The following is a 14,616-nucleotide window of genomic DNA, read 5'->3' as shown; positions in this document are numbered from 1 at the left end:
GATCAAATCCCCGTCGTCACGTCGATGGACTGGCCGTCCTTCAACGTCACGATCGCCTTCTTCATGTCCGAGCGGCGATACGGCGCGCCCTTCCACTTCTTGGTCTTGCCCTTCTGGACGATCGTGTTGACGCCAGTCACGCTGACGTCGAACAGCGCCTCGACGGCCGCCTTGATCTCGGGCTTGGTCGCGTCGCCCGCGACCTTGAACACCACCGCGTTCTGCTCCGACATCATGGTCGACTTCTCGGTGATGTGCGGCGCGACGATCACGTCGTAGTGACGCGCGTCGATCGCCGACTTGGCAGGCTTCTTCGCCATTAGTTAGCCCCTCCCGGAAGGGCGAAACGCGCCTCCAGCTTCTCGACCGCGGCGCGCGTCAGCACCAGCGTGTCATGCTTCAGGATGTCGTAGACGTTGGCGCCAGCGGCGGGCAGCACGTTGAGGTGCCCGAGGTTGCCGGCGGCGAGCGCGAAGCTCGTCTCGACCGTGTCGCCGTCGATGAACAGCGCCGTCTTGCCGAAGCCCAGCTTCTCCAGGCTGCCCTTGAGCGCCTTCGTCTTGCCGCCCTCGACCGCCAGGCTGTCCATGACCACCAGCGAACCCGCCTTGGCGTGGCTCGACAGCGCCATCTTCAGGCCCAGCGCACGGATCTTCTTGTTCAGCGACGGATTGAAGTCGCGGACACGAGCGCCGTGCGCCTTACCACCACCGATGAACACCGGGGCGCGGCGATCGCCGTGCCGAGCGGTACCGCCGCCCTTCTGGCGACCGAACTTCTTGCCCGACCGCGCGACGTCGGCGCGCTCGCGGGTGCCGCGCGCGGTGGCGCGACGCTTTTCGAGCTGCCAGGTGACGACGCGGTGCAGGATGTCGGCGCGCGGATCGAGGCCGAAGACCTCGTCGTTGAGCTCGACGTCCGCCGCTTTCGACTTGGCGTCGAAGGAGGAAACCTTGACCTTCACGTTCAGCCCTCCTGGCCTTCGGTCGCCGCGGGCGCGTCCACCATCTCGGCGGGCGTCTCTGCGGGCGCATTGTTGCTGTTGGCGGCCTGCTTCAGCCCGGCCGGATACGGCGCGTCGGCGTGGCGGGCGACCTTGACGGCGTCCTTGACGAACAGCCAGCCGCCCTTCGAGCCAGGGACCGAGCCCTTGACGAAGATCAGGCCGCGCTCGACGTCGGTGCCGACGATCTCGAGATTCTGCTGGGTGCGGTTCTTGTCACCCATGTGGCCGGCCATCTTCTTGTTCTTGAAGACCTTGCCGGGATCCTGACGGTTGCCCGTCGAACCGTGCGAACGGTGGCTGACCGAGACGCCGTGCGTCGCGCGCAGACCGCCGAAGTTCCAGCGCTTCATGGCGCCGGCGAAGCCCTTGCCCTGGGTGCGGCCCTGGATGTCGACGAACTGGCCGGCGACGAAATGGTCGGCGGCGATTTCGGCACCGACATCGAGCAGGCCGTCCGCGTCGACGCGGAATTCGTGGACGATCGCCTTGGGCTCGACTTCCGCCTTGCCGTAGGCGCCGCGCTGCGGCTTGGCGACGTTCTTGGCCTTGGCGCTGCCGGCGCCGAGGGCGACGGCGGTATAGCCGTCACGATCTTGTTCGCGGCGGGAAACGACCTGCAGGCCTTCCAGGCTCAGAACGGTGACCGGCACGTGCCGACCGTCGTCCTGGAACAGGCGGGTCATCCCCAACTTCTTCGCGATCACGCCGGTGCGCATGATCCGTGCTCCTTGACAGAGGCACCGCGGCTGATTCCGACGGTGCTTGTGACCGATGCGAAAGCGTCGGTCGGTCCAGCCCGGTAATGCGAAGCGAGCCCCCGTCCCGGGCTGGGTGTTCGTGGGCGTGAGCCGTTGAACGTGACGGGAGACGCTGTCCTGACCCGAGGGTCAGCGGTATCTCTATGTGTCAGCGTCCCGCGGGACCGGAAAGGTCGACCGCGGGAGCGGTGCCGTTAGGCGAGTTTGATCTCGACGTCAACACCGGCGGCGAGGTCGAGCTTCATCAGCGCGTCGACCGTCTGCGGCGTCGGCTGCACGATGTCGAGCATGCGCTTGTAGGTGCGAACCTCGAACTGCTCGCGCGACTTCTTGTCGATGTGCGGGCCGCGGTTGACGGTGAACTTCTCGATGCGCGTCGGCAGCGGGATCGGACCACGGATGAGAGCGCCGGTGCGGCGCGCGGTGTCGGCGATGTCGCCGGTCGCCTGATCGAGCACGCGATGATCGAACGCCTTCAGGCGAATGCGGATATTGCTGTCCATGGTTCCTACCGATGCGAAAGAGCGGGGCGGTTGATCCTCCGAGGAGGGCCACCTCTTGCTGGTTCATACGAAAACTGAAGGCGCGCCGATACACAGGGTGGCCCCAGGGATCAACCCCCGTTCGTCGCATCTTTGGGAGAAAGTGGGGTTACCGCTCTCCCCACGCTCACTAACGGCCACTGGCGGGCACGCGGCTCGATGCTAATTACCCACAAATGGACATGCTCGACTCTCGCCTCATCACCGCATGGGAATTAGCAGCCGACGATCTCGGCTTCCGTTTCATTACTCCCTTCCAAACTGCTGATCGCGACGGGAGGACTCTATTACTGGAGGGCCACCTGCCCGACTTTGGCGGACAGCACGGCATTGCTATCATCAGCTTCTCGCGGCGTATCAAGTTGGGCACTATCAACATGCCTGTATCGATCATGCCAAAGGAAGCTCGCAAGTATGTCCGCAAACATGTGATTTCCGAACTACGCGACTGGGGCTGGTTCGGGCCGGGATCACCGCCGATTTGGATGAACGGCAACTAACTATTCAATTGCCGCCGCTCATTTAGAAGCACCGACCAACCCCAAACGCAGAAAAGATCTTACTTGGTGATGCCCGAGACGATGCCCGAGCCGACCGTGCGGCCACCCTCGCGGATGGTGAAGCGCTGGCCGACGTCCATGGCGATCGGCGCGATCAGCTTCACGCCCAGCGCGACGTTGTCACCCGGCATGACCATCTCGGTGCCGGCCGGCAGCTCGACGGTGCCGGTCACGTCCGTGGTGCGGAAGTAGAACTGCGGACGATAGTTCGCGAAGAACGGCGTGTGACGGCCGCCCTCGTCCTTCGACAGGACGTACACTTCCGACGCGAAGTCGGTGTGCGGCGTGATCGAACCCGGCTTGGCCAGGACCTGGCCACGCTCGACCTCTTCACGGCCGACGCCGCGGATCAGCGCGCCGATGTTGTCGCCGGCCTGGCCCTGGTCGAGCAGCTTGCGGAACATCTCGACGCCGGTGACGGTGGTCTTGCGGACGGTCGGCTGGATACCGACGATCTCGACTTCCTCGCCCACCTTGACGATGCCGGTCTCGACGCGGCCGGTGACGACGGTGCCGCGACCCGAGATCGAGAACACGTCCTCGATCGGCATCATGAACGGCTTGTCGAGCGGACGCTCCGGCTGCGGCAGGTATTCGTCGACCGCCTTCATCAGGTTGAGCACGGCGTCCTTGCCGAGCTTGTCGTCCGAGCCCGAGAGCGCGGCGGTGGCCGAGCCCTGGATCACGGGGATGTCGTCGCCCGGGAAGTCGTACGAGCTGAGCAGCTCGCGGATTTCCAGCTCGACCAGCTCGAGGATCTCGGCGTCGTCGACCAGGTCGACCTTGTTCATGAACACGACCATCGCCGGCACGCCGACCTGGCGGGCGAGCAGGATGTGCTCGCGGGTCTGCGGCATCGGGCCGTCGGTCGCCGACACGACCAGGATCGCACCGTCCATCTGCGCGGCGCCCGTAATCATGTTCTTCACATAGTCGGCGTGGCCCGGGCAGTCGACGTGCGCGTAATGGCGGTTCTCGGTCTCGTACTCGACGTGGGCGGTCGAGATCGTGATGCCGCGCTCACGCTCTTCCGGCGCCTTGTCGATGTTGGCGAAGTCGACCGCCGCGTTGCCCGCGACGTTGTCGGCCAGCACCTTGGTGATGGCCGCGGTCAACGACGTCTTGCCATGGTCGACGTGACCGATGGTGCCGATGTTCATGTGCGGCTTGTTCCGCTCAAACTTTGCCTTCGCCATTTTTTCCTACCTTCTCGGGAAAATCGTTTCGTGGGTCCGCCGTGGGACTCGCGCGAAGGCGGCCCTTTAGCGAGAGTTTTTTGGTTACGCCAGCTTTGCCTTGACCTCGTCCGCAACGTTCTGCGGCACTTCGTCGTAATGCGAGAACTGCATCGAGTAGCTCGCGCGCCCTTGCGTGAACGACCGCAGCGAGTTCACGTAGCCGAACATGTTGGCCAGCGGCACCATCGCGGTCACCGCCTGCGCGTTACCGCGCGTGTCGGTGCCCTGAATTTGGCCGCGACGGCTGTTCATGTCGCCGATGACGTCGCCGAGATAATCCTCGGGGGTCACCACCTCGACCTTCATCACCGGCTCGAGCAGCGTGATGCCGGCCTTCTGCGCGCCTTCGCGCATCGCGCCGCGGGCGCAGATTTCGAACGCCAGCGCGCTCGAGTCGACGTCGTGATACTTGCCGTCGATCAGGTGCACCTCGAAGTCGATGATCGGGAAGCCGATCAGCGAGCCGGTCTCGGCGGTCTCACGGAAGCCCTTTTCCACCGCGGGAATGTACTCGCGGGGGATGTTGCCGCCCTTGATCTCGTCGAAGAACTGGAAGCCCGTGCCGCGCTCACCAGGCTTCAGCTGCACCTTCACTTCGCCGAACTGGCCCGAGCCGCCCGACTGCTTCTTGTGGGTGTAGGTCAGCTCGACCGGCTTCTTGAGGTATTCGCGATACGCCACCTGCGGCGCGCCGACGTTCGCCTCGACCTTGAACTCGCGCTTCATGCGATCGACCAGGATCTCGAGGTGGAGCTCGCCCATCCCCTTGATGATGGTCTGGCCCGATTCGTGATCGGTCGACACGCGGAACGAAGGATCCTCGGCGGCCAGGCGGTTGAGCGCGATGCCCATCTTTTCCTGGTCGGCCTTGGTCTTCGGCTCCACCGACAGCTCGATGACAGGGTCCGGGAACTCCATCCGCTCGAGGATGATCGGGTTGGCGGGATCGCACAGCGTATCGCCGGTCGTCGTTTCCTTCAGACCCGCGATCGCGACAATGTCGCCGGCGCGCGCTTCCTCGATGTCCTCGCGGCTGTTCGCATGCATCAGGAGCATACGGCCGATCTTTTCCTTCTTGTCCTTCACCGAGTTCAGGTAGCCGCCCTTGGTCAGCGTGCCCGAATAGATGCGGGTGAAGGTCAGCGAGCCGACGAACGGGTCGTTCATGATCTTGAACGCCAGGCCCGAGAACGGCGCGTCGTCCTTCGCCGGACGCGAATCCGGGGTCTCGCCGTCGAGCTTCACGCCCTGCACGTCGGGAATGTCGAGCGGGCTCGGCAGATAGTCGACGACCGCGTCGAGCAACGGCTGCACGCCCTTGTTCTTGAACGCCGAGCCGCACACGACGGGCACGAACGACATGGCGAGCGTGCCCTTGCGGATGAGCTTCTTGAGCGTCGCGACGTCGGGCTCGTTGCCCTCGAGATACGCCTCCATGGCGTCGTCGTCCTGCTCGACCGCCAGCTCGATCAGGTCGCTGCGATACTTCGCCGCCTTCTCGGCCATGTCGTCGGGGATCGCCTGATATTCGAACTTCGCACCGAGCGACTCTTCGAGCCAGATGATCGCGCGGTTCTCGACCAGGTCGACCAGGCCCTTGAACCCGCCCTCGATGCCGATCGGGAGATACAGCACCGCCGGCTTCGCGCCCAGGCGCTCGATGATCGAGTTGACGCAATAATAGAAATCGGCGCCGGTGCGGTCGAGCTTGTTGACGAAGCACATCCGCGGAACCTTGTACTTGTCCGCCTGGCGCCACACCGTCTCCGACTGCGGCTCCACGCCCGCAACGCCGTCGAAGCACGCGACCGCGCCGTCGAGAACGCGCAGCGAACGCTCGACCTCGATCGTGAAGTCGACGTGGCCCGGCGTGTCGATGATGTTGATGAGGTGCTCGGGACCCTTGCCGTCCTCGGCCTTCCACTTGCAGGTGGTCGCCGCCGACGTGATCGTGATGCCGCGCTCCTGCTCCTGCTCCATCCAGTCCATCGTCGCCGTGCCTTCGTGCACTTCGCCGATCTTGTAGGACTTGCCGGTGTAATAGAGGATGCGCTCGGTCGTCGTCGTCTTGCCGGCGTCGATGTGCGCCATGATGCCGATGTTACGATAGAGTTCGAGCGGATGGCTGCGGGCCATGACGATCTGTTCCTTAGCGATGTGGGAGGCCGGACGATCCGACCTCCCGTTATGTAGGTAATATTATTGCCAGTGCCAGACCGCCGAAGCGGCCGGGCGTGTTACCAGCGGTAGTGCGAGAAGGCGCGGTTCGCTTCCGCCATGCGGTGCGTGTCCTCACGCTTCTTCACTGCATTGCCGCGGTTGTTCGACGCGTCGAGCAGCTCGCCCGACAGGCGCGCCGACATGGTGTTCTCGGAGCGCGAGCGCGCCGCCGAGATCAGCCAGCGGATCGCGAGCGCCTGCGCACGCTCCGGACGGACCTCGACCGGCACCTGGTAGGTCGCACCGCCGACGCGGCGGCTGCGGACCTCGATGCCCGGCTTGATGTTGTTGAGCGCGTCGTGGAACACGCCCAGCGGATCCTTCTTGGCGCGAGTCTCGACGGTTTCCATCGCCGAATAGACGATGCCTTCCGCGACCGACTTCTTGCCGTCCAGCATGACGCTGTTCATGAACTTGGACAGGACGATATCACCGAACTTCGGGTCCGGCAGGATTTCCCGCTTCTCGGGACGACGACGACGAGCCATTTGCTCTTCCTTCTAATCAACCAGCCGTCGCCCCGGCGAAGGCCGGGGCCGTTGGCGGCAATGTATCAACAGACAACCTAGCGGTCCCGGCCTTCGCCGGGACGACGGTTATTTCGGACGCTTCGCGCCGTACTTCGAACGGCTCTGCTTGCGATCCTTGACGCCCTGCGTGTCGAGCACGCCGCGCAGCACGTGGTAGCGCACGCCCGGAAGGTCGCGCACACGGCCGCCACGGATCAGGACCACCGAGTGCTCCTGCAGGTTGTGGCCCTCGCCGGGGATGTAGCTGATGACTTCGCGCTGGTTGGTCAGGCGGACCTTGGCCACCTTGCGCAGCGCCGAGTTCGGCTTCTTCGGGGTCGTCGTGTAGACGCGGGTGCAGACGCCGCGCTTCTGCGGGTTCTGCTCCATCGCAGGGACCTTGGACTTGGCCTTCTGCGGGTCGCGGCCCTTGCGGACCAGCTGGTTGATCGTTGGCATGAAGCCCTTCACCTTTGCGTTGACCAGAAAACCTGGCGGTTACTGTGCCGGGAGCCTTTGGAAAAAACGAAAAGGGTCGTTGGGCGCCTCTCGGCACATCCCATGACCCGCGTCTTCCGGCAGCGTTCAGCTCTCTCCACGCGGCAGACTGCTGCATGGAGCGGGCGCGCCTATAGACTCGAAGGGGTCGCGTGGTCAATGGGCGCCCCGCTTTACGCCACGCTAACCGGCCGGGCGCTATCGACGGCCGCGATGCGCCGCGCCCCCTCCCCTATCCGATGGTCGCCACGCGCGTCGAGCCGGGCGTTGCTGTTCGCGGCGATGGCCGGACCGGCCTGGCGGATCGGTGCGATGCTGCCGGGGTTCTTCGATGTGACGCGCGACGTGCCGATCGCGGCGGGCGGACCGAGTCTGTGGGCGATCGTCGGCAGCATGGTGCCCGACAGAATCGAGCTGTCCGGGCTGGCGCTGGCGACGGTGATCGGGACCTTCGCCGCGTTGCTCGCCCAATTCGTCCTGACGCCGCCGCGTCGGGAGCAAGCGGTGGCCGCAGCCCTGCTCGCGGCGCTGGCATTGCCCTGGCTGTTGCCGGCGACGGCGCTGATCGACGTCGCCCCTGCCCTGCTGCTGGCGGTGGCCGATACGCACCGGCGGCGAACAGCGGAGCTTGCCGGATGGACCGCCGCCGGCCTGCTCGCCGCGATACTGGGGCTGCCCGCGCTCGGCGGCGTCGCGATCGGCGTCGCGATCTGGCGGACGGCACGCATCGCCATCGTCCTGCCCGCCAACGACAACGCCCTGCCGCTCCCGGCGCCCCGACTCTATTTGCCGCGCCGCGCCGCCTGATAGCATCAAGCTCCTGCGACTCGGGGGTTTTCGGCAAGGGGGATCGCTGGCATGTTCAACAAGCGCGACGATGCGGGCGGCACCGCGCACCAGCCCGCCGCGGTCCGGCGGACCGGCACGACCGGCTTTTCCGTGCTCGGTGCCGACGTCGTGGTGACGGGCAACGTCCGCGCCACCGCCGACCTGCATGTCGAAGGCCGGATCGAGGGCGATGTCGATTGCGGCAACCTGGTGCTCGGCGCGGAGGCAACGATCAAGGGCCAGGTCCGCGGCGAGACCGCCCGGCTGGCCGGCGCGATCGAAGGGTCGGTCGCGATCCGCCAGCTGACGATCGAAGCCAGCGCGCGGATCACCGGCGACGTCGAGTATGAGGCGATCTCGATCGAGAACGGCGCCAGGATCGACGGGCACCTCCGCCACACCACACGCCAGTCCGCCCCCGCCGTCGGCACGCCGCGCCAGGTCCGCGTGGTCGAGACGCCGTCGAGCGATGCGGCGGCCTGATCCCACAAATGTTGCCCCGGCCTTGTGCCGGGGGCCACGAAGCGGTTTTCCTCGTGCGAAGATCGAGCGATGCGCTGGCGGCACAGTGGACCCCGGCACAAGGCCGGGGTGACGACAAGATGAAACACCCGAAGCGCTATTTCTTCAGCGGGTCATGTCCCCAGTTCATCAGCGAATAGCGCCAGTCCGACTGCGCCTTGTCGTGGCCCGGCCCCTGCGCCGTATGCCGCGCGACATAGCCGACCACCTTCTTCATGTGCGCATAGTCGTCCGCAGTCAGGTCGGCCTTCTTCTTCCGCTTGATCGCGATGATCCGCCGCCCCGAATGGTGGCCGACGCTCTCGCCGTGTCCGTCGCCGTCCGACCCTTTCCACCCGACGCGTTTGCTGTCGTCGGTCTCCAGCCACTTCTCCAGCCGCGCCGGGGTCATGTTCACCGCCGCGCGGAAATCCTTCCAGACCTGTTCGCGCCCGTCATCGTCCTTGGCCACGCGCACTCTCCTTCGCTGGCAAGAACGACGCGGCGGCCCTAAGGTTCGCCGACCCAGCCGCGGAGATCGTGATGCCCGACTACACCCTGCCGATGGAGGGCGGATGCCGTTGCGACCGCGTGCGCTTCCGCATCACCCGGCCGCCGATGATGACGACGATCTGCCATTGCACCGGGTGCCAGCACATGAGCGCCAGCGCCTTCTTCACCACGGTGATCGTCCCCGGCGACGGGTTCGCGGTCATCCGGGGCGAGCCGGTGATCGGCGGGATGCACGGAGACCAGGCCCGGCATCATCATTGCGACTGGTGCAAGAGCTGGGTGTTCACGCGGGTTCCGCCGGAGCTGGGCTTCGTCAACGTCCGCGCCGGCGCGCTCGACGATCCGTCGTGGTTCGTGCCGTTCGCGGAAACCTATACCAGCGAGGCGCTGCCCTGGGCGATCGCCGGCGCGCCGCACCAGTTCGAGAAGTTCCCGGACATGGCGGATTATCCGACGTTGCTGGCGGCGTTCGCCGAGCGCTAGACGCCCTTGCGGCCGAATCCCCGCGGCGCCGGCACCGCGGCTTCCGAAGTCGGCGCGGCCGGCGCGTCGATCGTCCCCGCCGCCTTCCTCGCCATGTAGCGGGCCAGCGCGGCGTCGGCATCGAACGGCTCACCCTCGTCGCTCGCGCTGTCGGCGGCCGCGACCTCGGGTGTCTTGCCCGTCGCGGCACGCATCAGTTTCAGCACGAACACGAACGCGAATATCACGCCGAGCGCCCCCAGCCCGAGTACCGTCGGCCCGATCTGCTGCGTCATCCCGCCGGTCGCGCCGCCCGGCACCCCCAGCACGCCCTCGACATGGCGCGGCGCCGCGTTGAGATAATAGACCAGCCCGCCGCAATAGAGGATCGGCACCAGCGCGAACGCCAGGCCCAACATCGTCTTGGTCGATTTCATCGCACGCGGCCTCCCGTCACGCGCGAGATAACGGCCAATCCTCGCCAAACCGCTAACCGTGCCTCAGATATGCAGCGCCTTGCCGTATGCGGCGAGGACGCTTTCGTGCATCATCTCGCTCAGGGTCGGGTGCGGGAAGACGGTTTCCATGAACTCCGCCTCGGTCAGCTCGCCCTGTTTGCCGACGGTGTAGCCCTGGATCAGCTCGGTCACTTCGGCGCCGATCATGTGCGCGCCGAGCAGCTCGCCGGTCTTCGCGTCGAACACCGTCTTCACGAAGCCTTCTGGCTCGCCGAGCGCGATCGCCTTGCCGTTGCCGATGAAGGGGAAGTTGCCGACCTTGACCTCGTAGCCCGCTTCCTTCGCCTTCGCCTCGGTCAGCCCGACGCTCGCGATCTGCGGGTGGCAATAGGTGCAGCCCGGGATGTTGCGCGGGTCCATCGCGTGCGGGTGCTTGCCGGCGATCGCCTCGGCCGCGATCACGCCCTCATGGCTCGCCTTGTGCGCCAGCCAGGGCGGCGCGGTGATGTCGCCGATCGCGTAGATGCCGTCGACATTGGTCTGGCAGTCGGGCCCGGTCTTCACGAACCCGCGATCGGTCTCGATGCCAAGCGCTTCCAACCCGATATCCTCGGTATTGGGCACGATGCCGATCGCGACGATGACGTGACTGTAGTCGCCGGTGGTGACCTTGCCGTCCTTGTCCTTGATCGTCGCCGTGACGCCCGCGCTGCCCACCTCGAGCTTGTCGACGCCGGCCTTGGTCAGGATCGTCATGCCCTGCTTCTTGAGCGCCTTTTCCAGGAACGCGGAGACGTCGGCATCCTCGACCGGGACCAGCCGGTCGAGCATCTCCACCACGGTAACATCCGCGCCCATGTCGTTGTAGAAGCTGGCGAACTCGATCCCGATCGCGCCCGACCCGATGACCAGCAGCTTGGTCGGCATCTCGGCCGGGGTCATCGCGTGGCGATAGGTCCAGACGCGCTTGCCGTCGGCCTTCGCGAACGGCAGGTCGCGGGCGCGGGCGCCGGTCGCGAGGACGATGTTCTTGGCCTGAAGTTCGGTCGTCTTGCCGTCCTTGTCGGTGACCGCCAGCTTGCCCTTCCCCGTCAGCTTGCCGGTGCCCAAGTGGACCGTGATCTTGTTCTTCTTCATCAGGTGCGTGACGCCCTGATTGAGCTGTTTCGCCACCCCGCGCGAGCGCTTCACCACCGCTTCCAGATCGGCCGAGATTCCGTCGGCGACCAGGCCGTAGTCTTTTGCGTGCTGCATATAGTGGTAGATCTCGGCCGAGCGCAGCAGCGCCTTGGTCGGGATGCAGCCCCAGTTGAGGCAGATCCCGCCGAGCAGTTCGCGCTCGACGATCGCGGTCGTCAAGCCCAACTGCGCCGCGCGGATCGCCGCGACATAGCCGCCGGGCCCGGAGCCGAGAACGATGAGGTCGTAGGTGTCAGCCACTAGGTAAGGTCCTTTCCGAACCCCTCTCCCCTTGAGGGAGAGGGAGGGGCCCATTGCGAAGCAATGGGAGGGTGAGGGGTTTGCAGCGCAACGCGGATCGTTTCCGACACGCCTGCCATATTGGTCAGAATGTCGTTGTTCCAGAATCGCAGCACGCGATAGCCTTTGCTCTCCAGAAATCCGTCGCGGCGAGCGTCATGCTCGCTGCCCGCATGCTGCGATCCGTCGGCTTCGACGATCAGCCGATGCGCCTGGCACACGAAGTCCACGACATAGGGGCCGATCGGCTGTTGACGGCGGAACTTGGCGGCGGCCAACTGGGCACCGCGGAGGTGCTTCCACAGCCGTTTCTCCGCGTCGGTCGGATCTCGGCGCATTGCCTTTGCGCGTTCGAGGGTGGCGGCGTCGTACCCGGCCACGCCCTCACCCTCCCACCGCTACGCGGCGGGCCCCTCCCTCTCCCTTGAAGGGAGAGGGGTTCATGCTTCCACACCGACGAACACGAAATTGCCCTCGGCGACCCGGGCGACGGCCTCGCCATGGCGGTCACGTTTCCATGCCTGGGTCGCGATGGTCAGCGAGGTGCGGCCCGCGGCGGTCACCTCGGCCCAGACCGACAGTTCGTCGCCGATCGCGGCGGGCGCGCGGAACGTGAAGCCGTCCGCCGCGACGACCGGCGCGCGCTTGCCGGTGCGCCGCGACGCGAGGCTCCCGCCCGCCAGCGCCATCTGCCCGAACAGCCAGCCGACGAAGGCCGAGCCGTAGGGATTGGCGTCCGCCGCCATCACCGTCACGCGGATATCCGGCGCGCGGTCGGGCGGGGCCGCGTCCTCAGCCATGCCGCCGGCCCGACATCCGCGCCCGATCGACTCGCCACGAATCGAGGAAGGGCCGCAACGCCATGATCGCGACCAGCACCGCGGACACGATCCCGATCACCCAGATCTCGGTGCCGCCCTGCGGATAACCCCAGGCCGCGTACCAGGTGATGAGCAACGTCACGACGACGCTGGCGATCATGTAGCACAGTTCGGCCAGCGTCCGCCCCGACACGACGAGCGCCTAGGCCAGCATCGCCAGCGGCGATTCGATCAGCGCCTTGAACACCTGCATCAGCTCGGCGCCGTCCGCCCCGTCGATCGCGCGATGGTCGAAGCTGCCGGTCGCCGACATGATCGTCGCGACGCCCAGCGCATCGTCGATGACGTAGGGCCGCTTCTCCCCCGCGCCGATCGCCATAATCATGCCCTGGGGCGGGTTGATGACCGCCTCGAACTGCTTGATCCCGAACATGCCCATGTTGGACAGCGACGCGGTGCCGCCCTGATATTCCTCGGGCTTCAGCTTGTTGTCGCGGGCGCGGGTCGCCAGGTCTTTCATCTCGGCCGAGATCGCCGCCACGCCCTTCGCGTTCGCGTCGGCGATGATCGGCGTGATGAGCCCCGACGGCGTCGACACCGCGACCGAGATGTCGGCGCGGTGGAAGCTGACGAGCTGGTCGGGCGTGAACATCACGTTGCACTTCGGCACCTGGATCAGGCTGACCGCCAGCGCCTTGATGATGAGGTCGTTGACCGACAGCTTGACGCCGCGCCCCTCCAGCCCCTTGTTGAGGTCGCCGCGCAGCTTGAGCAGCGCGTCGAGCCGGATGTCCACCGTCAGGTAGATGTGCGGCACCTGCTGCTTCGATTCGGTCAGGCGGCGCGCGATCGTCTTGCGGACGTTCGACAGTTTGGTCGCCTCGTGCGGGATGTCGGGGATCGCGGCGGGCTTGGCGGGGGCGGCCGGGGTGGTCGCCGGAGCGCCGGCGGATGCAGCCGCGGCGCCGGCCGCGGGCGCCGCGCCGGGCTTCGCGCCCTCGACGTCGGCCTTGACGATACGGCCGTTCGGACCGGAGCCGCTCAGCGCGGCGATGTCGACGCCCTTCTCGGCGGCGATGCGCCGCGCGAGCGGGCTGGCCTTCACCCTATCTCCCTCTCCCCTCTGGGGAGAGGGTGGCCGAGCCGAAGGCGAGGTCGGGAGAGGGGCAGTCGCGGAAGTAGGCGCTTGGGACTGCCCCTCTCCCCGCCCCTCTCCCCGGGGGGGAGAGGGAGATTGCGCCTCGGCGGCCTTAGCCGGCTTGGCCGAGGCATCCTCGCCCTCGCCGGCCAGCGTCGCGATGACGGTGCCGACCTTCACGCCGTCGGTTCCCTCGGGCACCGCGATCGACACGATCGTGCCCTCGTCGACCGCCTCGAACTCCATCGTCGCCTTGTCGGTCTCGATCTCGGCCATCAGGTCGCCGGCCTTGACCGTGTCGCCTTCCTTCACCAGCCACTTCGCCAGCGTGCCCTCCTCCATCGTCGGGGACAGAGCGGGCATCTTGATCTCGATGGGCATTCACGCGTCCTTTGCGGATCGTCCTGGGAAGAGGCGGACTGTCGGCATCGCTTTCGCGCCCGGCACGGTTCGGGTCAAGACCGACGCTTGCGCCGAACCCACTTCCGCGTCAGGTTTCGCTTTGTTGCAGCACCGGCCCGCTCCCCCTCCCGACCGCCCATAGGATAGGACGCCTGGGCGGTCGGGAGGGGGAGCGGGCTGGTGCCGCCCACGCGCGCAAGCGCGTCAACCAAGGATCACGCGATGCGCATCTATCTGGTGGTGGTGGACGATACCCCGGAGGCGGAGGTCGCCCTGCGCTTCGCCGCGCGGCGCGCGGTCAAGACCGGCGGCGGGGTCGAGATCCTGACGCTGTTGCCGCCGCAGGAGTTCATCGCGTTCGGCGGCGTCCAGGCGACGATCGAGGAGGAAGCGCGGCTGCATGCCGAGGCGCTGGTCGCAGGCGCGGCGGGCACGTTGTTCGAGGAATCGGGCCTGCAGCCGGCGATCACCGTGCGCGAGGGCGACGGGCCGAAGGTCATCCGCGAGATCATCGCCGCCAATCCGGAGATCGCCGCACTCGTGCTGGGCGCCGCCCCCAGCGGCGCGCCGGGTCCGCTCGTCACCCACTTCGCGGGCGCCGACGCCGGCACGCTCGCGGTTCCGATCATGATCGTGCCCGGCAGTCTGGACCGCGCCGCGATCGACCGGCTAAGCTGAGGGAA

General features: G+C 66.6%; 20 protein-coding genes. 5 read left to right on the top strand and 15 right to left on the bottom strand.

All coding sequences use genetic code 11. The annotated features are described in order from the left end of the window. Positions 1-2: 2 nt before the first annotated feature. The 4 genes from J0I47_RS01930 to rpsJ form a co-directional block, all read right to left on the bottom strand. Positions 3-320, bottom strand: coding sequence for a 50S ribosomal protein L23 (locus J0I47_RS01930; protein ID WP_294044753.1), 318 nt, complete (start codon positions 318-320; stop codon positions 3-5). Continuing rightward, complete coding sequence (gene rplD / locus J0I47_RS01925; RefSeq protein WP_294044752.1) at positions 320-964, bottom strand: 50S ribosomal protein L4; 645 nt, start codon at positions 962-964, stop codon at positions 320-322. Before rplD ends, J0I47_RS01930 begins: the two co-directional genes overlap by 1 nt. A gap of 2 nt (positions 965-966) precedes the next feature. Then, complete coding sequence (gene rplC / locus J0I47_RS01920) at positions 967-1,722, bottom strand: 50S ribosomal protein L3 (RefSeq protein ID WP_294044751.1); 756 nt, start codon at positions 1,720-1,722, stop codon at positions 967-969. 236 nt (positions 1,723-1,958) lie between these two features. Next, complete coding sequence (rpsJ, locus tag J0I47_RS01915) at positions 1,959-2,267, bottom strand: 30S ribosomal protein S10 (protein WP_007406109.1); 309 nt, start codon at positions 2,265-2,267, stop codon at positions 1,959-1,961. Between the two features lie 215 nt (positions 2,268-2,482). On the opposite strand from rpsJ, the gene J0I47_RS01910 reads away from it, so the two are divergent. Then, a complete protein-coding gene (locus tag J0I47_RS01910) occupies positions 2,483-2,806 on the top strand; it encodes a hypothetical protein (RefSeq protein ID WP_294044750.1) in 324 nt (107 codons plus the stop codon). 59 nt (positions 2,807-2,865) lie between these two features. On the opposite strand, the gene tuf is transcribed toward J0I47_RS01910, so the two are convergent. The 4 genes from tuf to rpsL form a co-directional block, all read right to left on the bottom strand. Then, positions 2,866-4,062, bottom strand: a complete 1,197-nt coding sequence (gene tuf / locus J0I47_RS01905) for an elongation factor Tu (protein ID WP_294044749.1) — start codon at positions 4,060-4,062, stop codon at positions 2,866-2,868. Between the two features lie 84 nt (positions 4,063-4,146). After that, positions 4,147-6,240: an elongation factor G gene (gene fusA, locus J0I47_RS01900; RefSeq protein WP_294044748.1), complete on the bottom strand. Its 2,094-nt coding sequence runs from the start codon at positions 6,238-6,240 to the stop codon at positions 4,147-4,149. Between the two features lie 101 nt (positions 6,241-6,341). Next, positions 6,342-6,812, bottom strand: a complete 471-nt coding sequence (gene rpsG, locus J0I47_RS01895; protein WP_294044747.1) for a 30S ribosomal protein S7 — start codon at positions 6,810-6,812, stop codon at positions 6,342-6,344. A 108-nt stretch (positions 6,813-6,920) separates the two neighbouring features. Beyond that, entirely contained in the window at positions 6,921-7,292 is a 372-nt protein-coding gene (gene rpsL, locus J0I47_RS01890) for a 30S ribosomal protein S12 (RefSeq protein WP_022691828.1), read from the bottom strand. 252 nt (positions 7,293-7,544) lie between these two features. On the opposite strand from rpsL, the gene J0I47_RS01885 reads away from it, so the two are divergent. Both J0I47_RS01885 and J0I47_RS01880 read left to right on the top strand, forming a co-directional pair. Continuing rightward, positions 7,545-8,138: a hypothetical protein gene (locus tag J0I47_RS01885; protein WP_294044746.1), complete on the top strand. Its 594-nt coding sequence runs from the start codon at positions 7,545-7,547 to the stop codon at positions 8,136-8,138. A 51-nt stretch (positions 8,139-8,189) separates the two neighbouring features. Further along, positions 8,190-8,642 (top strand): polymer-forming cytoskeletal protein, encoded by a 453-nt coding sequence (locus J0I47_RS01880; protein ID WP_294044745.1) that lies wholly within the window; start codon positions 8,190-8,192, stop codon positions 8,640-8,642. A gap of 136 nt (positions 8,643-8,778) precedes the next feature. Here J0I47_RS01880 and J0I47_RS01875 read toward each other — a convergent pair whose 3' ends face one another. Next, the gene (locus J0I47_RS01875; protein WP_294044744.1) at positions 8,779-9,132 is read right to left on the bottom strand and encodes a DUF3140 domain-containing protein; all 354 of its coding nucleotides are present in this window, start codon (positions 9,130-9,132) and stop codon (positions 8,779-8,781) included. A gap of 71 nt (positions 9,133-9,203) precedes the next feature. Between J0I47_RS01875 and J0I47_RS01870 the strand changes: the two genes are divergently transcribed. Beyond that, positions 9,204-9,656, top strand: a complete 453-nt coding sequence (locus J0I47_RS01870) for a GFA family protein (RefSeq protein WP_294044743.1) — start codon at positions 9,204-9,206, stop codon at positions 9,654-9,656. On the opposite strand, the gene J0I47_RS01865 is transcribed toward J0I47_RS01870, so the two are convergent. From J0I47_RS01865 to J0I47_RS01840, 6 genes are all read right to left on the bottom strand, one after another. Continuing rightward, positions 9,653-10,072 (bottom strand): hypothetical protein, encoded by a 420-nt coding sequence (locus J0I47_RS01865; RefSeq protein WP_294044742.1) that lies wholly within the window; start codon positions 10,070-10,072, stop codon positions 9,653-9,655. The two genes, J0I47_RS01870 and J0I47_RS01865, sit on opposite strands and share 4 nt — an antisense overlap. A gap of 63 nt (positions 10,073-10,135) precedes the next feature. Further along, the gene (gene lpdA / locus J0I47_RS01860) at positions 10,136-11,533 is read right to left on the bottom strand and encodes a dihydrolipoyl dehydrogenase (protein WP_294044741.1); all 1,398 of its coding nucleotides are present in this window, start codon (positions 11,531-11,533) and stop codon (positions 10,136-10,138) included. Further along, positions 11,533-11,952, bottom strand: coding sequence for an endonuclease domain-containing protein (locus J0I47_RS01855; RefSeq protein ID WP_294044740.1), 420 nt, complete (start codon positions 11,950-11,952; stop codon positions 11,533-11,535). The genes lpdA and J0I47_RS01855 overlap by 1 nt, the downstream gene beginning before the upstream one ends. A 60-nt stretch (positions 11,953-12,012) precedes the next feature. Next, positions 12,013-12,372, bottom strand: coding sequence for a hotdog domain-containing protein (locus tag J0I47_RS01850; protein WP_294044739.1), 360 nt, complete (start codon positions 12,370-12,372; stop codon positions 12,013-12,015). Beyond that, positions 12,365-12,586 carry a hypothetical protein gene (locus J0I47_RS01845; RefSeq protein ID WP_294044738.1) on the bottom strand — a complete coding sequence of 74 codons (222 nt, stop codon included), beginning with the start codon at positions 12,584-12,586 and terminating at the stop codon, positions 12,365-12,367. The genes J0I47_RS01850 and J0I47_RS01845 overlap by 8 nt, the downstream gene beginning before the upstream one ends. Before the next feature lie 9 nt (positions 12,587-12,595). Next, entirely contained in the window at positions 12,596-13,912 is a 1,317-nt protein-coding gene (locus tag J0I47_RS01840; RefSeq protein WP_294044737.1) for a pyruvate dehydrogenase complex dihydrolipoamide acetyltransferase, read from the bottom strand. Between the two features lie 243 nt (positions 13,913-14,155). Here J0I47_RS01840 and J0I47_RS01835 point away from each other — a divergent pair, with 243 nt between their 5' ends. Further along, positions 14,156-14,611, top strand: a complete 456-nt coding sequence (locus tag J0I47_RS01835; RefSeq protein WP_294044736.1) for a universal stress protein — start codon at positions 14,156-14,158, stop codon at positions 14,609-14,611. Positions 14,612-14,616: the final 5 nt, after the last annotated feature.

The sequence above is a fragment of the Sphingomonas sp. genome (assembly GCF_017304635.1).
In the GTDB taxonomy this organism is placed as follows: Bacteria; Pseudomonadota; Alphaproteobacteria; order Sphingomonadales; family Sphingomonadaceae; genus Sphingomonas.
Note: the sequence above shows the minus strand (reverse complement) of the source record. Positions and strands in the feature narration are given on the sequence as shown.